This is a genomic window from Chryseobacterium sp. (genome assembly GCF_022869225.1).
Classification (GTDB): Bacteria; Bacteroidota; Bacteroidia; order Flavobacteriales; family Weeksellaceae; genus Chryseobacterium.
On record NZ_JALIHL010000001.1, the window covers coordinates 2,172,872 to 2,193,072 of the forward strand.

The 20,201-nt window shown below is 36.9% G+C and carries 15 protein-coding genes and 1 pseudogene; 5 read left to right on the forward strand and 11 right to left on the reverse strand.

Annotated elements, in window-relative coordinates:
* Window positions 1-166 precede the first annotated feature (166 nt).
* From MUW56_RS10145 to MUW56_RS10160, 4 genes are all read left to right on the forward strand, one after another.
* Window positions 167-916 carry a Rossmann-like and DUF2520 domain-containing protein gene (locus MUW56_RS10145; protein WP_292013079.1) on the forward strand — a complete coding sequence of 250 codons (750 nt, stop codon included), beginning with the start codon at window positions 167-169 and terminating at the stop codon, window positions 914-916.
* Complete coding sequence (locus MUW56_RS10150) at window positions 906-1,424, forward strand: HAD family hydrolase (RefSeq protein WP_292013080.1); 519 nt, start codon at window positions 906-908, stop codon at window positions 1,422-1,424. The genes MUW56_RS10145 and MUW56_RS10150 overlap by 11 nt, the downstream gene beginning before the upstream one ends.
* Window positions 1,425-1,433: 9 nt before the next feature.
* On the forward strand, window positions 1,434-1,988 hold the full coding sequence (locus MUW56_RS10155; RefSeq protein ID WP_292013081.1) for a Maf family nucleotide pyrophosphatase: 555 nt from the start codon (window positions 1,434-1,436) through the stop codon (window positions 1,986-1,988).
* A gap of 86 nt (window positions 1,989-2,074) precedes the next feature.
* Window positions 2,075-4,657 (forward strand): lipopolysaccharide assembly protein LapB, encoded by a 2,583-nt coding sequence (locus tag MUW56_RS10160; RefSeq protein WP_292013082.1) that lies wholly within the window; start codon window positions 2,075-2,077, stop codon window positions 4,655-4,657.
* 71 nt (window positions 4,658-4,728) lie between these two features.
* On the opposite strand, the gene tsaB is transcribed toward MUW56_RS10160, so the two are convergent.
* From tsaB to rpiB, 7 genes are all read right to left on the reverse strand, one after another.
* Window positions 4,729-5,403, reverse strand: a complete 675-nt coding sequence (gene tsaB, locus MUW56_RS10165) for a tRNA (adenosine(37)-N6)-threonylcarbamoyltransferase complex dimerization subunit type 1 TsaB (protein ID WP_292013083.1) — start codon at window positions 5,401-5,403, stop codon at window positions 4,729-4,731.
* A 90-nt stretch (window positions 5,404-5,493) separates the two neighbouring features.
* Window positions 5,494-6,243, reverse strand: a complete 750-nt coding sequence (locus MUW56_RS10170) for an SDR family NAD(P)-dependent oxidoreductase (protein WP_292013084.1) — start codon at window positions 6,241-6,243, stop codon at window positions 5,494-5,496.
* 270 nt (window positions 6,244-6,513) lie between these two features.
* Entirely contained in the window at window positions 6,514-6,885 is a 372-nt protein-coding gene (locus MUW56_RS10175) for a YraN family protein (RefSeq protein ID WP_292013085.1), read from the reverse strand.
* Window positions 6,886-6,916: 31 nt separating this feature from the next.
* Window positions 6,917-7,846: an LD-carboxypeptidase gene (locus tag MUW56_RS10180; RefSeq protein ID WP_292013086.1), complete on the reverse strand. Its 930-nt coding sequence runs from the start codon at window positions 7,844-7,846 to the stop codon at window positions 6,917-6,919.
* A complete protein-coding gene (locus tag MUW56_RS10185; RefSeq protein WP_292013087.1) occupies window positions 7,843-8,529 on the reverse strand; it encodes a LysE family transporter in 687 nt (228 codons plus the stop codon). Before MUW56_RS10185 ends, MUW56_RS10180 begins: the two co-directional genes overlap by 4 nt.
* Window positions 8,530-8,802: 273 nt before the next feature.
* Window positions 8,803-10,908: a ribonuclease R gene (gene rnr, locus MUW56_RS10190; RefSeq protein WP_292013088.1), complete on the reverse strand. Its 2,106-nt coding sequence runs from the start codon at window positions 10,906-10,908 to the stop codon at window positions 8,803-8,805.
* Window positions 10,909-11,286: 378 nt separating this feature from the next.
* Window positions 11,287-11,721 carry a ribose 5-phosphate isomerase B gene (rpiB, locus tag MUW56_RS10195; protein ID WP_292013089.1) on the reverse strand — a complete coding sequence of 145 codons (435 nt, stop codon included), beginning with the start codon at window positions 11,719-11,721 and terminating at the stop codon, window positions 11,287-11,289.
* 554 nt (window positions 11,722-12,275) lie between these two features.
* Between rpiB and pgk the strand changes: the two genes are divergently transcribed.
* Window positions 12,276-13,466 carry a phosphoglycerate kinase gene (gene pgk, locus MUW56_RS10200; protein ID WP_292013090.1) on the forward strand — a complete coding sequence of 397 codons (1,191 nt, stop codon included), beginning with the start codon at window positions 12,276-12,278 and terminating at the stop codon, window positions 13,464-13,466.
* A 1,208-nt stretch (window positions 13,467-14,674) separates the two neighbouring features.
* Here the strand turns inward: pgk and MUW56_RS10205 are convergent.
* The 4 genes and pseudogenes from MUW56_RS10205 to MUW56_RS10220 all read right to left on the reverse strand — a co-directional run bounded on the left by MUW56_RS10205 (window position 14,675) and on the right by MUW56_RS10220 (window position 20,200).
* On the reverse strand, window positions 14,675-15,496 hold the full coding sequence (locus MUW56_RS10205; protein WP_292013091.1) for a class I SAM-dependent methyltransferase: 822 nt from the start codon (window positions 15,494-15,496) through the stop codon (window positions 14,675-14,677).
* Window positions 15,497-15,611: 115 nt separating this feature from the next.
* On the reverse strand, window positions 15,612-17,474 hold the full coding sequence (gene mnmG, locus MUW56_RS10210) for a tRNA uridine-5-carboxymethylaminomethyl(34) synthesis enzyme MnmG (protein ID WP_292013092.1): 1,863 nt from the start codon (window positions 17,472-17,474) through the stop codon (window positions 15,612-15,614).
* Window positions 17,475-17,614: 140 nt separating this feature from the next.
* Window positions 17,615-18,040, reverse strand: coding sequence for an rRNA maturation RNase YbeY (gene ybeY, locus MUW56_RS10215; RefSeq protein WP_292013093.1), 426 nt, complete (start codon window positions 18,038-18,040; stop codon window positions 17,615-17,617).
* A gap of 4 nt (window positions 18,041-18,044) precedes the next feature.
* Window positions 18,045-20,200, reverse strand: a pseudogene (locus MUW56_RS10220) (patatin-like phospholipase family protein).
* Window position 20,201 lies beyond the last annotated feature (1 nt).

The window sequence follows — 20,201 nt, forward strand, 5'->3', positions numbered from 1 at the left end:
GAAAGTTAAATTATTTGCTCAATTTTTAACCTAAATATCTAAAATAATATGAGACACTTAAGTTATAAGCTCTACATGACAGGCAATAACTGTGCCTACAGGAAATTTCTGATTTTCCTTACCCCTCTTCCCTTCTGACTCAGCTTAAAAAGCTTATATTTGTTATATGCAAATTGTAATTATCGGTTCCGGGAATGTTGCTTATCATATGGCAAAGGCTTTCAGTCTGAAAGGAATTCCTTTAGCCCAAATTTTCGGCAGGAACGAAAATGAGCTGAAAAAGATTTCTGATGGATTGGATCTTTCCTATTCTACAGAAAATTTAGAAGATGCAGACCTGTATATCATCTGTGTGAGTGATCATTCTGTAGAGGAAGTATCCAAAATCATTACCAAAAAAGATTGTCTGGTTGCCCATACTTCAGGTTCACTTCCCAAAGAGATCCTTTCGGGAGAATACAGAAAAGCCAGTTTTTATCCCTTGCAGACTTTCTCAAAATCAAAAGAACTGGACTACAAAAAAATACCTTTTTTCATTGAAACAGAAAATAAGGAGGATCAGAAACTGCTTTTTGAGCTCGCATCCCAAATTTCAGAAAATGTAATGGAAAGTACGCATGAAAAAAGAAAATACATTCACCTGACGGCAGTTTTTGCCTGCAACTTTGTCAATCATCTTTTTTCAAGGGCTAAGGAAATTTCAGATTCTCAGGAAATTCCGTTTGATTATTTTTTACCCCTGATTGATGAAACGGTTCAGAAAATCCATGAGATAGAGCCTAAAACGGCCCAGACAGGTCCTGCGGTAAGAAATGATATAAGGATCTTACAACTGCATGAGCAGTTATTAAAAGGCGAAAGTCTTGACATTTATAAAACAATGAATCACTCTATTCAGAAAATGTATGAGTTATAAAGAGAAATTAAAAGATATTAAGGCATTTGTATTTGATGTCGACGGGGTTTTCACCGATGGGAGTGTTTATCTTCTGCCGGGAGGAAATATGTGCCGGGTAATGAGTGTTCTGGACGGCTATGCAGTAGTTAAAGCTTTAAAAAACAACTATTTGATAGGCGTTATTACCGGTGGAAATGATGAGATGGTAAAGCATAGGATCAATTATCTTGGCATTCAGGATTATTATCCGAAATCCCACAACAAAATAGATGATTTTGAAGATTTTAAAAAGAAGTACAATCTTAAAAACGAAGAAATCCTGACTATGGGAGATGATCTTCCGGATATCCACATCATGGAACGTTCGGCTATCGCTGCATGTCCTGAAAATGCAGTTCCCGAAGTAAAAGGAGTCTCCGATTATATTTCTCCGAAGACGGGAGGCAGCGGGGCTGTACGTGACGTCATAGAACAGGTTATGAAGGTTCAGGGCAACTGGCATGATGATAATACCCAATCTGTATAGCTTTCTCCTATGAAATTACTTTTAGCATCACAGTCTCCGAGAAGAAAGGAGCTGCTTTCCAGTCTTGGTTTTGAATTTGAGGTCGTAAAAATAGACTGTGAGGAGATTCTTCCCGCTCACATAAAAATAGAAGACGCTGCGGCTTATCTTTCTCAATTAAAAGCCGATACATTCAGAAACCTGGCTGTAGAAGAGGTTTTACTGACAGCAGATACTGTAGTAGCGATCGACGGCCAGTTCCTTGGTAAGCCGGCAGATAAAGATGATTCCAGGAATATGCTTCGCCATCTTTCAGGAAAAACCCATCAGGTATATACCGGGATTACCATAAAAACCCATGACAAGATCTTTACAGAAACAGATGTCGCGGATGTTACCTTTGATGACCTTACCGATGATGAAATAGAATATTACATTCAAAATTATAAACCTTTTGATAAGGCAGGCAGCTATGGCATCCAGGAATGGCTGGGCATGGCTAAGATCAGAAACATCTATGGAAGCTTTTATACCATTATGGGGCTTCCTACCCATTTGGTTTACAAAATTTTGAGAGAAATATAAATATTATTCATTATAAAATTTTATTATTTTTACAAAATCATCAAACTGCTGATAATAAAAAGCAGGATAGCGAGTTATATTGAATAATGAAAAAGAATATAGTATTCCTTTTGATCATGTGTATCGTTGCTTCATGTGCTACCAAGACCAAAAAGCCGGAGCAACGGTCTAAGCTATTGAAAGGATTTTCCACCTATTACAATACCCTTTTTAATGCTAAAGACGCATTAAACAGTGAGTTTACATCCAGAGATAAGGGCCATAAAGATAATTTTTATGCGCCTTATATCCCTATTCTGACGTATGAAGAACAGCCGCTGGGCATTGATCTTGGCCAGTCTTCAGCTTTCGCGGAAAACTCCATGAAAATGGGTGAAATTGCCAATAAATCCGGAAGAAGCGCTGCCGGGACTCCCAATTTTCCGGGAAATCAGGGAGACATTCCAGACAGACCGGATGAAACCGCCAATAAAGGGGCTACCACCTTGGAAATTGCCGAAGCTAAAGCACTGAAAGCGATTAATAAGTATTCGGTTATCAGAAACGGAGAAGAAAAAAACAAGCAGATCTTTGAGGCCTATATGATCCTTGCACAATCCAGAATTTACCAAAATAAACCTTTGGAAGCACTGGACGCTCTTAATTATGTTTTCACACATATGAAAAATGATAAAAGGCTCCCGTTGGCAAGAATTTATCAGGGACTAGCTTATGATAAAATCAAAGACTATCATAGGGCCCATGAAACTTTTGCCAAACTGAAGGGAGAAGATATCAATAAAAATTATGCGAAACTTCTTAGCATTTATTATTCCGAATCCCTTTTGGATGCTGGAAAGAAAGAAGAAGCTGCCAAAGAGCTTGACGTAGCTTTTGAGCTCAACAGCAATAGAAAGCTCAAGAGCAGGATTGCTTATTTAAGAGGACAATTGCTTGAAAATATGGGCAATAATGAAAAAGCCAGAGAAAGCTTTACTGCAGCTTATCAATATGCCAATGATTTTGAATTTGAAGTAAAATCCCAGATCGCCATTGCGAAAACCTTTAATGGAAAAGGAGATTATAACGGGGCAAAGAATTATCTGGAAGGAATCAGTAAAAAAGGAACTTACGGATCCCGAAGAAATGAATTCTACTATGCTCTGGGTCTTATGGCTAATAAAGCAGGGAAAAAAGACGAAGCGCAGCAGTTTTTCAGAAAATCCCTGTTTGAAAAGGTTTCCGATCCACAGATCCGTGGATTGGCTTATTATGAAATCGGGAAAAGCTATCTTGATAAGAATGACTATATCGGAGCGGGAAGTTACTATGATTCAGCACTTGCCGTCATGACGTATGAACCTTCCAAGATCCTGTTAAAAGACCAGTCTGCTTACATCAAAAAAATATCCAAAAATTATTATCTGATCAAAAAGAATGACAGTATTCTCTCTCTGGCCAGGATGAATGATGCTCAAAAAACTGACTTTTTCTCCAAATATATTGCAAAACTCAAGGTCAAGGAAGAAAAAGAAGAACAGGAAAGAAGACGTGCAGAAAGGAATAAAGGCTTTGATACGGGAGACTATAATGCCAATTCAATTTTTGCCAATACTACCAATTCTTTCGAAGATTTCGGAGTGACCACAAAAGGGTTTTATTTCAGTAATACCGGAACTGTAAGCAAAGGAACCTCAACATTTAAACAGACCTGGGGCGACAGAGCTCTTGCTGATAACTGGCGCTTTTCAAAGAAAATGGCGTCTATTGAAGATATGAAGAATGAGGCTTTAGGGGTGACATCCGCACCAAATCCAAGACGTTTTGAACCTAGCTTTTATATCGAGCAGATTCCTACGGACCAAGGGAAATTATCCCAGTTAAAAAAGGACAGAGATACAGCTTCTTTAGGACTGGGTATTATGTATCAGAACTATTTTACCAATACTCCTTTAGCAACAAAGACTCTCTATGACCTTGTGGATGTAAAGCCGGAAGAAAAAGTAATGCTTCAGGCTTTGTATGAGATCTTTGCCATGAACTACGAAAAAAATCCGCAGATATCAGAAAGGGCCAAGCAGATTCTTTTAGCAGATTATCCTTATACGTCTTATGCAGAATTTGCAAGAAATCCAAAAAACAATTCTTTCGTAAAATCTACTGAGGATGTCGAAAATGAATACAAAAGAGCCTACGCCCTGTTTGAGTCAGAAAAATTCGGGGAAAGTAAAGAGATTATAGACCAGGCTCTCCAAAAATATCCGAAGGATGCACTGGTTCCCAAGCTGTATCTGTTGAATGCCTTTAATGCCGGAAAATCAAGCGGAAAAGAGGTAATGATTCTCCAGCTGGAACAGATAGCCCTTAATTATTCTAAAACACCGGAAGGAGTACGGGCTAAAGAAATGCTGATCTATCTGAAAAGTGATCTTAATTTCCAGGCTACTGATAATAAAGGAAATTCTATTCCGCAGCAACCAGGGTCCTCTCCTACCCAACCGAATCAGTATCAGAATAACCAGCCTGTTCAATTACCGGATGGAATACCTCCGGCTCCGGGAAATAAGAAAAACAGTAAGCCGGTGGATGAAAGCCCGGCTCCCCAAAAGCCTGCTAACAGTACATTGAAACAAAAAATAAAAAATAAAGAGGAAACATTGGATCCGTCCATTCCTCAAAGACCTCAGTAAAAAATAAAAAGCGAAGATCTGTTCTTCGCTTTTTTTATGTTGTTATTTATTTTTTCCGGTGATATAGAATCTTACGATTGCTTTTTCTTTACCCCATGAAAATCTTTTAAATAAAAAGGTTCAAAATAGGCTGTATCTTCAAAATCTTTATGTTCTATTTTCTCCAGCGATCTTTTAACGAGATATTGTGCAGAAGGGTAAATATCTTCTTTAAATTCTGCATCAGGCAGATTTAAAATTTCCTTTGCTTTCTTTGCTCCATCTCCAACAAATACCACTTTTTTATCTTTAAATTCTTCAAAAGAAGTTTCGTCTAAAATTTTGGCTTCGGTTTCCCTGACCTCTTTTCCTGTCTGACCATCGTAAACAGCCGTATAAACCTCCATTCTCCTTGCATCGATCAAGGGGATTATAAAATCGTAATTAAAGCCTAAAAAAGGCTCTATCATGCTTTCTAAAGAATTCACCGCAATCAGGGGTACATTCAGTCCGTAGCAGAAGCCTTTTGCAGAAGAAGCCCCTATCCTTAACCCGGTATAGGAACCCGGTCCTTTGCCTAATGAAACAGCCTCAATTTCTTTCAGGGTAAGGCCGGCCCCTTCAAGGGCCCATTCTACGAAAGTATGAAGACTTTCCGACTGCTTATAGTTTTCAGAAACTTCTTCGCATAGGCATAACAGCTGTTCGTTGTCCGAAACAGCTACTGAACAATTTTTAGAAGAGGTTTCAAGATATAAAATTTTCATAAGCTCACGTAACAATTTATCAGTATAATCTTCTAGCAATAACTAGAATAGTATCTCTATTTTTATGCAAATTTAGTTCATTATTTTGGACTATTTTCTATAGATCGTTCTCGGTTCTGCCTGTGCGCTTGGATAAATGGTCATATCCGAAACGGTAACGTGTTTCGGAGCATTTATGCAGTAGGCAATGGCATCTGCAATATCTTCAGCTTTTAAAGGCTCATAGCCCGCATATACGGTAGCTGCTTTTTCAAGATCTCCTTTGAATCTTACCCTAGAGAAATCTGTTTCTACAGCGCCGGGCTGGATATTGGTCACTTTAATTCCAAATTCCGTAAGCTCAAGTCTCATTCCTTCAGAGATCACATCCACTGCTTTTTTGGTGGCACAGTAAACCACTCCGTTGGCGTAAGTCTGCCTTGCAGCAACTGAACTGATATTTACAATATGACCTAAATTTTTAGTTTTCATAATAGGAATGATCATTTTGGAAACATAGAGAAGTCCCTTTACATTGCCGTCGATCATAGAATCCCAGTCATCCGTCTTACCGGATGAAAGCGGATCCAGCCCGTGCGCATTCCCGGCATTATTAATCAGAACATCAATATCTTTCCAATGTTCAGGAAGGGAATGAATGGCTGTTTCCACCTCTTCAAGATTCCGTACATCAAACTTTAAACTAAATATTTCGGTAAATTGAGATAACTCAGTATTTAAAGATTCCAGTGCATCACTTCTGCGTCCGCAAATGATAATTCTGTTTCCCTGTTTTGCCAGAAGTTCCGCAGTAGATTTTCCTATGCCGGAAGTAGCTCCTGTGATCAATATTGTTTTCATAAAATTAAAATTTTAATGCAACAGTCTTCAGATTTTGATAAATGGTTACACTGGTACATCATTGCATTGTTATACTATTTTTTTCCTTTCATAAGGATTGAATTGTGATTTTAAAACCATAAGAAGCAGGCATTTTAAATCTTCTTTATCAGCTCAGACTTACAATAATTTGTAATATAAAGCATAAGAAAGTTAAGTAATATCGGTCATTGGATAATGTTTAACAGCATAACCACTGAGTAATAACTTTCCAATCGATCTTCAGCATAGTTAATTGGCATCAAATGCCTGAAATGCATCGGTTATATGATCAATAATCAAATTTTTATTTTCATCCGGAAGAACCGAAATAATATCAAATCTTACTTCGTTATTTTTACTAAATTCCTCCAGATAATGGTTGGCGGCAGAGACAATAGATTTAATCTTTGTTTTGGTTACCGCTTCCTGGGGCAGAATAAAAGCATCTGTAGACCGTGCCTTTACTTCAGCAATAATGATTATATCTGCTTTTTCAGCAATAATATCAATCTCTGCTTTCTGAAAACGGAAGTTTCTGGCAAGGATTTGAAATCCGTTTTTCTGAAGATAATCAGCAGCCAAATCTTCTGCTATTTTTCCGAAGTCGTTGTGATCTGCCATACTAGAGTGAATATTTGCAAGTGGGAGAGTGCTACCACTCAATCTTTACTTTCTTATCAACTTTTACGTGTGTTTGTGCTCCAATCAAAAGCGGTCGATTATCTTTGATATGACCATTTGGAAAGCCAAAAACTACCGGGAATTTATATTTTGAAATTCTTTCTGATATCAGTTTATAGGCAAATTCATCAAAGCTTTCTTCATAATTACTATTGTCTTTTTCATCACCCATATTGGTCATACCGCCTACAATAAGTCCTTTGATCTTATTAAAAACCCCTGCCAGTTCCAGACTCATGATCATCCGGTCTAAGGCATAAAAATTTTCACCAATATCTTCAATGAATAAAATTTTATCTTTAAAATCAAAAGAGTAGGGAGTACCCAAAAGCGCATAGATCAGGGCCAAATTTCCTCCAACCAGTTCCCCTTCTACACTTCCTTTTTTATTCAGCTGATGAGATTCCAGATTGTATTTCGGTGTTTTTCCTTTTAAAACAGTAAAGATCTGATCATAACTCTCCTCCGTCACGCCAAAGCTCGATGTTTTGATTGTCTGGCCATGAATAGAGACGAATCCTTTCTTCAACAGATAACTTTGTATCACCGTATTATCCGAATACCCTATATACCATTTCGGGTTTTTAACAAAATCCTTTAGCTTCAGGTGCTGAACCAGCTGCTGACATCCGTAACCTCCTCTGGAAGCCCAGACCGCACTAATCTCCGGGTCATTTAAAGCCCAGTTGATATCTTTGATTCTTTCCTGTTCCGTTCCGGCATAATTATAGCCATTTGAAAATTTAGTATACAGATGTTCTCCCAGTACAGGTTCAAATCCTTTACTTTTAATCATTTCCAGGCCCTTTTCAAGCTGGGATGGCTCTACGGCTCCTGCCGGGGAAATAACAGCTATTTTGGCCCCTTTTCTAAGAGGTTTCGGAAAGATGTTTTTTTTCATTCTGTTTTTTGGTATTTAACTTCTTTTTTCTCCGCTTCTTCTAACTGTCTGTCAAACTGATTAAACTTTTTAAAGCTCTGAAGAAAGATAAAGAAACTGAAAATAATAAGGATTACGCCAACAATCCTTCTGATCTGGTTCGCTAATTTTTGGGTAAGCTTATCATGAAATTGTTTGGCGAGAAATATTTTGGCAAGGTCAATACAAAGGTAGGTGGCAATCACTATTCCGATATATAAAACAAAATTGCTGGTATCCGGATATTGATTCCTTACGGAAATCACCGTTACGAGCCAGAAGAGGATGACTCCAACATTCAGCAGATTGAAGAAAAAGCCATTAAAAAAAGTTTTAATATAATTTTGGCTGATGATCTTCTCTTCACCGGGCATGTGCATTTTGGTTTTCGTGACCAGCATCACGATTCCGTAAATGAAAATAAGGATAGACGTGATCCTGTAAAAACCCGGATGTTTATCAATTAACGTGACGATATCTGCACTGGCATAATAAGCCGCTACAATACATAAAAGGTCTGCAGTGATTACTCCCAGGTCCAGCGATAAAGCATGTTTGGGGCCTCTGGAAAAACTGGTTTCAATTAACAGGAAAAATATAGGTCCTATAAAAACCAGGCTCAGCATGAATCCTAATATAATGGCAGATAGTACAAGTTCTAGCATTGAATATGATTTAAAATGAAAAAAAATTTCATTTCGTTTTATACAAAGTTATACTTTATGATTTAATTATTCAATAAAGTTGTTATATATCAAGTGTATTTAGGCAGACTTGGGAGAAGAGATTTTGAAGAAAAAAGCCATAGGCTGGGAGAGGGCAGTTGCTGAATGTGGAATAACAGCTGAAACTTCATTTGATGATGAGTACCTTTTATAAAAACGAAAGAGGTTATTCCGCAGATAGAACAACCTCTTTTTTCCGTTATATGCCGATCATTACTCAACGATCTTAAAGTCCAATTGTTTTTGAATCAGATTGGCTTTCACCACTTTGATCTGAACTTCATCTCCCAATTGGTATTTATTTCCGTGTCTTACTCCATATACAGCATGAGTTTTTGCATCATACATATAAGAATCATCGACTAAATCTCTTAATTTGATCAGTCCTTCGGCACCATTTTCAGGGATCTCAACCCAGAAACCAAATTCTGCAACTCCGGAAATCACCCCTTTGAAAGTCTCGCCAAGATGTTTTTCCATGAATTTCACCTGCATAAACTTAATGGAATCTCTCTCTGCATCGGCAGCAAGTCTTTCCATTGAACTGCAGTGTTTTGCTTTTTCCTCCAGTTCAGGACGGCCCGGGGATTTTCCCCCGTCCAAATAATGCTGAAGGAGACGGTGTGCAATCAAATCCGGATAACGGCGGATAGGAGAGGTGAAGTGGGTATAATATTCAAAGCCCAGCCCGTAATGTCCGATCGGTTCTGTAGAATATACCGCTTTACTCATACTTCTCATCGCCAGGGTTTCGATCATATTTTCTTCTCCTTTTCCTTTGACATCATGGAGGAGTTTATTCAAAGATTCCGCAACTTTCTTAGTATTGGCAAGATTCATTTTATATCCAAAAGTAGCAACAAAATCTCTTAACGATTCCAGTTTTGCCGGATCCGGATCATCGTGTACCCTGTAAATAAAAGTATTATTGGTGATTTCGCCTTTCCTTGTCAGGGAAACAAATTCCGATACTTTTTTATTCGCCAGAAGCATGAATTCCTCGATCAGGTGGTTGGAATCTTTACTGATTTTGAAATACACCCCGATCGGTTCATTATTTTCATCAAGGTTGAATCTTACTTCACTTCTGTCAAAAGTAATGGCTCCTCTTCTGATACGTTCATGACGCATAATTTTAGCGAGCCTGTCCAGAACATTGATTTCCTCAGCCAAATCCCCTTCACCTGTTTCAATACGTTCCTGAGCTTCCTCATAGGTAAATCTTCTGTCAGAATGAATAACTGTCCTTCCGAACCATTGTTTCTGAATTTCAGCCTGGTCATTCAGTTCAAAAACCGCTGAAAATGTGTATTTATCTTCATGTGGACGAAGAGAACAAACGTCATTACTCAATACTTCGGGTAACATTGGGACCACTCTGTCAACAAGATAAACAGATGTTGCTCTCTGGTAAGCTTCATCATCAAGAATTGTTCCCGGAACTACATAATGGGACACATCTGCAATATGAACACCAATTTCCCAGTTTCCGTTTTCCAGCTTTCTTATCGACAAGGCATCATCAAAATCTTTCGCATCTTTAGGGTCAATGGTAAAAGTACAGATCCCGCGCATATCCCAGCGTTTTGCTACCTCTTCGTCGGTAATGTTTCGGTCAATTTTATCTGCATCTACTTCCACTTCCTGTGGAAATTCGTACGGTAAACCATATTCTGCAAGGATAGAGTGGATCTCTGTTTCATGTTCTCCCGGAGCACCCAATACCTTTATAATTTCACCTTCAGGATTCTTATCACCCGGTCTCCATTCCGTCATTTTGACAATTACTTTATCTCCGTCTTCGGCATTATTGAATTTTGTTCTTGGAATAAAAATATCGGTGTTGATTGATTTTTTATCACATACTACAAATCCAAAATCCTTGTGAGCGACCTTCTGAAAAGTTCCCACAAACTCAGTTCTGTTTCTTTCCAATACTTCCAATACAGAGCCTTCCAGTTTCTTTCCTTTATAATGATAAGTTATAATTAGAACCTTATCTCCCTGCAGGGCATCCTTCACATTTTTCGCATGAATGAAGATGTCATCTTCCATTCCTTCCACACTTACATAAGCATTGCCACTTTGATTGAAATCAATAATTCCGGTAAGTGTTCCGGCAATTTTCAAATTCACAATAAATTTGCCTCTTTCGACTTCTTTGATTTTCTCGGAACCCTGAAGTTTATGCAGTGCCTGGATCACAAGTTCCCTTTGTCTCGGGTTCTTATAATCTATCCCGTCAGCGATCTGTTTATAGTTATAAATTTTTGATGCATTTGCATTCATAAAACGGAGAATCAGTCTTCCGATTTCCATCAGTTTTAAATCATTTTTATGACTTATATATTTTCTTTTTTTGGCATTTTAATTCTTGTTTTTATTGTTTAGGCTTCATCCTTAATAAAAGCCTTTTCTAAATTGTCCTGTTATATTAATAAAGGTAATTCAATTTCATCAATCAATTTCTTTCAGTAATTTTCAGTAACCTTCTTTAAGTTTACCTATAACGGGAGCTTTAGTTCTGTATAAATTTAATACAATTCTGGAGAAGAAAAGAGAAAACCTTTTATAAAATATATTTTAAATATTATAAAGGTGCTGGAGAATAATAGAGGGTAATTTCCATTGAATACTACAAATGTACAAATAAAAAATAAATAAGGCTTGTAAATCGATTTACAAGCCTTAGTATCTTTAGCAAACTGCAATTTTATCAACCCTGTTTTGGTGTCTTCCTCCTTCGAAATCTGTTGAAAGAAATTTATCTACAATTTCGATGGCCAGTTCCTTTGATATAAACCTTGCCGGCATGGAAATCATATTCGCATCATTATGCTGTCTTGCCAGTGCTGCAATCTCCGGCATCCAGCAAAGTGCGCATCTGATCTTCTGATGTTTGTTCGCAGTGATCTGCACTCCGTTTCCACTTCCGCAGATCAAAATTCCCAGCTCATTTTCCCCGCTTTCCACAGACGTAGCAGCCGGGTGTACAAAGTCCGGATAATCCACACTGTTTGTGGAAAACGTGCCAAAATCCTGAACTTCAAACTGTTCTGAGAGATAGTTCTTAACAATCTCCTTATATTCATAGCCTGCATGGTCCGCTGCGATAGCAATTTTTCTTTTCATAATACTCGTATTAAGCTTTTTTAGATTCTATTTCCTTACAAAGGTATGAATAATAACAATTTGTGTTAGTAAACCGGGAGTTAATTGTGAAAAGCTATGTGAATAAGTGTGGAAAACTTTTTCCAACTTTCTATTTTTAAACCTGAATTTATTTCGTAATAGAAAATCTCCCTGAAAGTTTTTCACACAATTTTCAAAATGTTTTCTTCAGCTTATACTGAGTTTTTCCATAATAAAATAACTAATAATCGTCTATTGGCAAAGTTATCAACATTTGTGAATAAGTATGTGAATACGCATGTTTACAGGATTTTACAATGTGAGTTAAATATGAATTTAACAGAAACTATTTGTGGTAAACTTTTAGCCTAAAACTTATCCCCGAAACTAACAACACTCAACAACAAAGACATTATTCTTTTTTTTAAAAGAGAAAAAATTGTTGATTAGTGAATGAATGGGGATGGGGAAAGTTTTTGAAAACTTTTATTTGAATGAATCTGTTGAAAAAGTTTAAAACCTTACATTTGTGAAACGAAAATTCTACGATATTTATGAAAACAATCAATGATTTCAATTTTAAAGATAAGAAGGCTCTGGTAAGAGTGGATTTCAATGTTCCGCAGGATGACCAACTTAAAGTAACGGATAACACAAGAATTGCGGCTGTGAAACCAACAGTGGAGAAAATTCTTAAAGACGGCGGTTCTGTGATTTTAATGACGCACCTTGGCAGACCAAAAGGAGAGGTTAAAGATGAATTTTCACTGAAGCACATTGTAGATGAAGTTTCCACAGTTCTTGGACAGGAGGTTAAATTTATTGATGAATGTATTGGTGAGAAAGCTGAGAAAGCTGCTTCCGAATTAAAGCCGGGAGAAATCTTATTATTGGAAAATGTACGTTTTCATAGCGAAGAAGAAAAAGGTGATGAAGGATTTGCTGAGCAACTTTCCAGGTTAGGAGATGCTTATGTAAACGATGCATTCGGAACTGCGCACAGAGCTCATGCTTCAACAGCTGTCATTGCAAAATTCTTTCCTTCAACTAAGTTTTTCGGTTTACTAATGGATAAAGAGCTTCAGGCAATTGATAAAGTACTTAAAAGCGGAGAAAGACCAGTTACGGCTATTCTGGGAGGATCTAAAGTTTCAACTAAAATTACCATTATAGAAAATATACTTCCTGCAATTGATCATTTAATCATTGGAGGCGGTATGGCATTTACCTTTATTAAGGCACTTGGAGGGAAAGTTGGAAATTCATTGGTAGAAGAAGATAAGCTTCCGTTAGCTCTTGAGATTTTAGGAAAGGCAAAAGAACATAAAGTAAAAGTATATCTTCCTTCTGATGCAATCATTGCTGAAAGTTTCAGTAATGAGGTGGAAAGAAAAGAAGCTGATATCTATGCTATTCCTGAAGGATGGATGGGATTGGATGCTGGTCACAAATCAAGAGATCAGTTCAATGATGTTCTGTTGAATTCAAGAACAATTCTTTGGAACGGGCCTATCGGAGTTTTCGAAATGTCTCATTTTGCAGGAGGAACTGTTGCTCTCGGAGACAGTATTGCTGAAGCTACAAGATTAGGTGCTTTCTCTTTAGTAGGAGGTGGAGACAGTGTTGCTTTTGTAAAGCAGTTCGGCTATGCCGATCAAGTGAGCTATGTTTCTACCGGCGGCGGGGCAATGCTTGAAAGTCTTGAAGGACTTGAGCTTCCAGGAGTAGCTGCGATCAACAACTAAATCTTAAAGATACACTATAAAACCTGCTAATTTTATTAGCAGGTTTTTTTTGTTTTAACTATTTTTCACCCCTAAAGTAGGGAAGTATTTATTATTTTTTGATCTTTTTACCCTCCGTCAGCAGACTAGTCCGGCTTCGTTTTATTGAATTATCCTAACTGCTTTTATATAATTTTTATCATTTTCGTAACACATGGAATGTTTTTTCCAGTATTGATTATGTAAGAACTGATGTTATACTCAATGAATATAATAATTCTGAGGTAAGGCAAGACGATCTTATAGAGAAGTTTTTAAACAGATTACTACTTAATCTGGCTTATTTTCCGGAGTTTTTAAAAGGTAAAATAATAGACTTTTGCAACCTATATGGACATCTATTTCTTTATGTTATAATTATAAGTTATAACTAAATGTTATCTCTTTCTGTCTGTATTTTGTCAATTGTAACCAGCATTTTTTATGTAATGATGCCGGTTTGTACTAAACAATCTTGGATTTGATGATGTGATTTCTTAAACGAAACTGTAGAATATTTTTTAACAGAACCGGCTTACTGTTTGAAAATTCTGGTAAACGGTTTTCTTTTAAATAAGGAAAATAAAATTTGTTTGATCAATAAACCTTGATACGTTGGTCACCTTATTAAAATTATGAACGGTTAAAAATATGAGAACAAAAAAGGGGATGAGTAAATTTTGAATGTAGAAGAATGTACAACGTATTTTTAAAACTTGAAGGAGCAGATGGAGTGGGATGGTTGCTGAGTAATATCCCTGGAACTTGTTCATTACAATGAACTGTAGAAAAACTGCAATTTGGAATTTGTTAATTCTGGTGAAGCTAGCTTTTCAAATTCTGTTTTTGTAGTGATTAAGTTTCTATTTAAAATTTTTCGGTTCGGGTATTTTATAGGGTATTCCTATTTTAGAATTTTCTATACGTTTCTTGGAAGTGATAAAATTTCGGTTTGGTGATAATTTCTGTTTTCTGATTTTTTTTCAGGCCATTTATAAATGGTAAGGATAGGGTAGGGGTGGTATGAAATATCGGCAGCGATTTTTATATTTAAGATCTTTTAATCCAATTATTATGCAGAGGATAAAAACCCGGTCAAACAAAAAACTCAGGATAGTTTCCTGAGTTTCTGTTTTTTTCTTTGAAAATGCTAAAAATTGACCTTCAGAAACGGTTCGAAAATCGATTTTCTACTTTTTTTCGATAATATATATCAAACTTGAAAATTCGTTTGAAAAAAGGGCTTTTACGTTAGAAATCGTTCCGTAGATTGTTGCTTTTAGCCAAAAAAGAGTTGATTTCTTGTATTTTTCGCTCAACATGGAGATGTAATAGGAGTCGAGAACAAGAGGTTTTATTTTTCTCATTTTCCAGTTGGGTTTTCTGGAAATTAAATTTTCCATCCCATTTTTGGAAAAATGATAAATATGTCTTGGGACATCATAAGCTGCCCAATATTCTTTGTAATGTTTTGCGTCATAGGAAGTAGGGTTGGGAACAGCAATAATGAGAAGTCCTTTTTCCTTTAATTTCCCGTGAAAAATATTCAGCATTTCATCCTGGTTTTCGATATGCTCAAAAACATGCCATAAGGTAACGGCATCCAAACTCTGATCTTCGATTTTATGAATATCATCCAGAATCTTCGCTTTTGTTATTTTCCTTTCTGCTGCTTTTCTGGCATCTGCATCGGGCTCGAAACCGAACGTTTCAAAATCATTTTCAATATACTTTACAAATTCTCCGGCACCACATCCGTAGTCCAATACTTTTGATCCTTTTTTTATTCTGTCTATCAGGATGTTTTTCTTGTATTGCAGATTAAAAGACTGAAGAAACTTATATAATTTTTCTTTCAGACTTCCGGAATCCTGATGGTGTGATATATAATCTTCACTTTCATAGTATCTGGAAATATTCGATGGGATAGGGGAGGTTTTATATACCCCTTTTGTTTCTGTTTCTTTGATTTCAAATATTTCCTGTGAAAGAAAATGATCTTTTATTTTCATTGAAGTCGTTATGTATTATATTTAAAAATTAAGATATGCAGAGCTTGATGTAGGCTCATACATACCTTAATTTTTGTTTTAAATTTAGAAATGTTTCACGTGAAACATTTCTTTTTTAACGGCCTAAATACACTAGTAAAACGTTTATATCGGCCGGAGAAACACCGCTTATTCTTCCTGCTTGTGCAATAGTCTTCGGACGTACCTTTGACATCTTCTGTTTTGCTTCTGTAGAAAGGCTTGAAAGCTTGGAATAATCAAAGTCTTCCGGAATTTTAATATTTTCAAGACGATTAAGCTTAGCTACATTCTCTTTTTCTTTTTCTATATAGCCTCTATACTTGATGTTAATCTCAGCTTGTTCCCTAACTTCAGCGTTGTATTGAGAAGAGAATTCTCTGATGGCTACAATCTCATCAAGCTTTTCCAATGTCATATTGGGTCTTGTAAGGATCTGAGCTGCTCTGTAAGCCTGATCTACAGGACTGCTTTTTATAGATTCCAGGATAGGATTGATGATACCTGGTTTTAAAGAAGTTTCTCGTAAAAACTCTTCAAGTGACTGGCTTTCAGATAGTTTTGATTCTACCTTTCTTAGTCTTTCTTGTTTTGCCAGGCCTAATCGGTATGCTTTTTCTGTCAATCTGATATCGGCGTTATCCTGTCTTAAAAGAAGTCTGTATTCGGCACGTGAAGTAAACATTCGATAAGGTTCTTCCGTTCCTTTGGTGATCAGGTCATCAATTAAAACACCAATATAGGCCTCATCTCTGTTAAGAATGAATTCTTCTTTTTCGTGAACTTTATTGTGTGCATTGATCCCGGCAATTAAACCCTGACCTGCCGCTTCTTCATATCCTGTAGTCCCATTGATCTGGCCGGCGAAATATAAATTGTCAATCAATTTTGTTTCTAAGGTATGTTTTAATTGGGTAGGAGGGAAGTAGTCGTACTCAATCGCATAACCAGGACGGAATACTTTTACATTCTCGAAACCCGGGATATGTTTCATTGCTTTGATCTGCACGTCTTCAGGAAGTGAAGAGCTGAATCCGTTGACATATATTTCTACGGTTTTCCATCCTTCGGGTTCTACGAAAAGCTGATGTCTTGTTCTTTCTGCAAAACGGTTGATTTTATCTTCGATGCTTGGACAGTATCTTGGGCCTAAACTTTGAATGGTGCCATTAAACATTGGGCTCCTGTCAAAACCTTCCCGTAGGATATTGTGTACAGTTTCATTTGTATAAACAATATGACAGCTTAGTTGTTTTGTTAATTTGGGAGTATCAAGGTAGCTGAATTTTTGAGGATTTTCATCTCCTTTTTGTTCTTCCATTTTAGAATAATCCAGGCTTCTTCCATCTACTCTTGGTGGGGTACCGGTTTTCATTCTTCCTGCTTCAAATCCTAAAGAAACGAGTTGTTCGGTGATACCAAATGCTCTCGGTTCTCCCATTCTTCCTCCGCCTAACTGTTTATCACCAACGTGAATTAATCCGTTAAGAAAAGTACCGTTGGTTAAAACTACTGATCTTCCTTTGATCTCAATTCCTAAGGAAGTAATTACTCCGGTTACTGTATTGTTTTCTACAATAAGCTGTTTTACCATATCCTGAAAAAAATCAAGATTGGGAGTGTTCTCTAATGCCAGTCGCCATTCTTCAGCAAAAAGCATTCTGTCATTTTGGGTTCTTGGAGACCACATCGCGGGACCCTTGGAAAGATTCAGCATTTTGAATTGGATAGCAGATTTGTCTGCAACAATTCCGGAGTATCCTCCCATAGCATCAATCTCTCTTACGATCTGTCCTTTTGCGATTCCACCCATTGCCGGGTTGCAACTCATCTGTCCGATGGTCTGCATATTCATTGTAACGAGCAGGGTCTTTGAACCTAGGTTGGCAGCAGCGGCAGCAGCTTCACAACCTGCATGTCCGGCACCTACTACTATTACATCATATATTTCTGAAATCATTTTATCTCGCTTGTTTTAAGCTTTAAACTTTATCTTTATTACCAATGTTTCACGTGAAACATTTTTGGAGAATGCACTCTAGGTAAACTTATATTATCACTAGAATAGAGTACTTTAGATATCGGAGTTTAAGTGATTCTTTAATTTTCAATCTTTAAATCGTGATATCTGGATAAGTAAAAATCTTCCATTCTCCGCATCTCTTTTTCTTCCTCTTCTGTCTTATCTTTGTATCCTGCAAGGTGAAGAATACCATGGGCGAGAACCCTTCTTAGTTCTTCTTCATAATCTCGGGACAGGGTAGAGGCGTTATCAGAAATGCGCTGCAAAGATACGAAAATCTCTCCGCTTATTGTTTTACCTTTTACATAATCAAAAGTGATAATATCAGTATAATAATCATGCTGTAAATAGTCCTGATTGATCTTAAGAAGATAGTCATCATCACAGAAAATATAATTGATTTCTCCCTGTTTTTTTCCTTCTGAAAGAATAATATCTTCCAGCCATTTTTTGTAATCTGTACTTACAGTTTCCGGTAAGCTTTCGTAAAAGAATTGTATCATTGTTTTAAAACCAGTGTCCTAAAATAACACTGAATATGCCTTTTTGATTGTTTTTAAGTGAGTGGCTAAAATTTACTTTGATCTGTCCGAAAGGAGATCTGTAGCCGGCTGTAATTCCCAGCGAGCTATAATTTACTTTAACTGCATCTTCGAACTTGATGTCATTTGAAAGATTGGCAAAGCTAAAGTTTCCACTGATGAAGTAGTTTTTGTTGAATTTAAACTGAATGTCGTTGGAGGCTAGTATTACGTTATTGGTATGCAGCTGGGCAAAATAAAAGCCCCCGAAACTTTTGAAATTAATGATATTCTGTTCAAAAATTCCACCTAATCTGTATTGATAATATTGAGGAAGGTTTTCTCCAAGGGTAACACCTCCAAATAAATTAAGACGGTAAGTAAACTGTTTACCTAATGGAATATTTACCCTAAGATCAGCTTTGATCTGAACAATCCTTTTATCCACTTCAGATTTTAAAAGATCAATTACCTTTCCTTCTGCAGCGAAATAAAAGCCTTTTGTAGGGAACTCCTTATCATCCTGGGTATCACTTTTTAAAAATATATAAGGATTTAAAAAGCGGCTGTAGCGTAAGTTATCACCATTAAGCTCAGCTTTAAAGTAGTCATGGCTTATACCTCCTCCAATCGCGAATTTATCCTTCCAAACAGACTGTATATAGGCCTCATTTCTGCTCCATTCCCATTTATCAATGACGTTATTGTCAATGTTTTTAAGATCAAAACTCATTCCGGAAGAATAAATTCCAAATCCTGGGATATAACCGTTATCAATAAAATAATTGAGATAATACCTGAGACGGTCACCCACGATGACATCTACGGAAAGATTAGAGTTTTTAAATAAAAGCCTCTTTGCCGAGTAATTTAAAAGAAGTCCCGTTTTGAAAACTTCATCATAATGCAGCCCGAATTTTAAAAAATGGCGTGCATCATCTTCGGTAACATAAAGCTTTAAATAGTTGGCATCATTCTCCTGAACAATGTCATAATTGATAAACCTGTAATTGTTGGTGGCCACCAATTTATCGATCATCCGGTTGATATTGCCATAAGTCTGTAAAGAAGGCAGACGAAGACCCATTTTCCTAAAACGTAGTTTTTACCGTATATTTTGCCTCCTTCTACGGCAATGCTGTCTATCTTATAAACATTGGAATATATTGGATTTACGCGCTGTCTGAGGCGGTCAAAAGAACGTTTGGGCAGTTGATCCAGGATGTTGGCATATTTCATTCCTTCCACATAGCCGCTGTCAAGAATTTTTTTCTTGTCATCATAGCTGGTAGCGGTCATTCCCTTTAGGTCGGGCTTGATGTTTATATCGGTGTATTTATACTGTTTTCTGGTATCCCTTTTTATTCCGAAGTCGATGACCTGGTTAAGAATGGATATGATGTTGTTTAAATCCTCTCTTTTTGAAAGATCCTGGTTCAGGTCCACTCCGATAACGATATCGATTCCTTTGTCCTTTAACGGCTTTGAAGGATAATTGACCGTCATTGCCCCGTCAATATAAATACTGTCACCAATTTTCACTGGATCCATTAATGATGGAAATGCAGAGCTTGCCATAATGGACTGTACAAGGTCTCCTTTTTCAAAAATTTGCATATTTCCGCTTTCCAGATTGGTGGCAACACATAAAAAGGGAATAGGAAGCTTGGAAAAATCTTCAATGTTGGATACATTTTTAAAGAGTTCCTTAAGAAGGTACACATTTCTCTGTCCGGTACTGATAGAAGAGGGAAGCGTAATTTTTCCATTTTTCAAGGGAATCGATAAAAGGTATTTATCTACGGATTTATTGAAAAATGTGGATTCGAGTCTGGATTTGGGATCCATGATCAGGGAATAGAAATCGGTGTCCATGACAATTTTTTCTATTTCCTTACCGGAGTAGCCCGAAGCATAGAGTCCGCCAACAATGGCCCCCATACTTGTGCCGGCGATATAATCTACTTTTACCCCTAATGAATCTAATACTTTAAGTACTCCTACATGTGAAAAACCTTTGGCACCACCACCGGCAAGCGATAGTCCTATTTTGGGATTTTTCGGAATGACTAAATTCTTTTTTACCTGTGACTGGATGAAAAGTAATTGGAGTACGAAGAGAATGATCAGGAGCTTTCTCATA

Bases quoted from the DNA above. Each gene is read 5' to 3' on its own strand.
- MUW56_RS10145 (WP_292013079.1), top strand. From the start codon at position 167: ATGCAAATTGTAATTATCGGTTCCGGGAATGTTGCTTATCATATGGCA.
- MUW56_RS10150 (WP_292013080.1), top strand. From the start codon at position 906: ATGAGTTATAAAGAGAAATTAAAAGATATTAAGGCATTTGTATTTGAT.
- MUW56_RS10155 (WP_292013081.1), top strand. From the start codon at position 1,434: ATGAAATTACTTTTAGCATCACAGTCTCCGAGAAGAAAGGAGCTGCTT.
- MUW56_RS10160 (WP_292013082.1), top strand. From the start codon at position 2,075: ATGAAAAAGAATATAGTATTCCTTTTGATCATGTGTATCGTTGCTTCA.
- tsaB (WP_292013083.1), bottom strand. From the start codon at position 5,403: ATGAAAATTTTATATCTTGAAACCTCTTCTAAAAATTGTTCAGTAGCT.
- MUW56_RS10170 (WP_292013084.1), bottom strand. From the start codon at position 6,243: ATGAAAACAATATTGATCACAGGAGCTACTTCCGGCATAGGAAAATCT.
- MUW56_RS10175 (WP_292013085.1), bottom strand. From the start codon at position 6,885: ATGGCAGATCACAACGACTTCGGAAAAATAGCAGAAGATTTGGCTGCT.
- MUW56_RS10180 (WP_292013086.1), bottom strand. From the start codon at position 7,846: ATGAAAAAAAACATCTTTCCGAAACCTCTTAGAAAAGGGGCCAAAATA.
- MUW56_RS10185 (WP_292013087.1), bottom strand. From the start codon at position 8,529: ATGCTAGAACTTGTACTATCTGCCATTATATTAGGATTCATGCTGAGC.
- rnr (WP_292013088.1), bottom strand. From the start codon at position 10,908: ATGGAAATCGGAAGACTGATTCTCCGTTTTATGAATGCAAATGCATCA.
- rpiB (WP_292013089.1), bottom strand. From the start codon at position 11,721: ATGAAAAGAAAAATTGCTATCGCAGCGGACCATGCAGGCTATGAATAT.
- pgk (WP_292013090.1), top strand. From the start codon at position 12,276: ATGAAAACAATCAATGATTTCAATTTTAAAGATAAGAAGGCTCTGGTA.
- MUW56_RS10205 (WP_292013091.1), bottom strand. From the start codon at position 15,496: ATGAAAATAAAAGATCATTTTCTTTCACAGGAAATATTTGAAATCAAA.
- mnmG (WP_292013092.1), bottom strand. From the start codon at position 17,474: ATGATTTCAGAAATATATGATGTAATAGTAGTAGGTGCCGGACATGCA.
- ybeY (WP_292013093.1), bottom strand. From the start codon at position 18,040: ATGATACAATTCTTTTACGAAAGCTTACCGGAAACTGTAAGTACAGAT.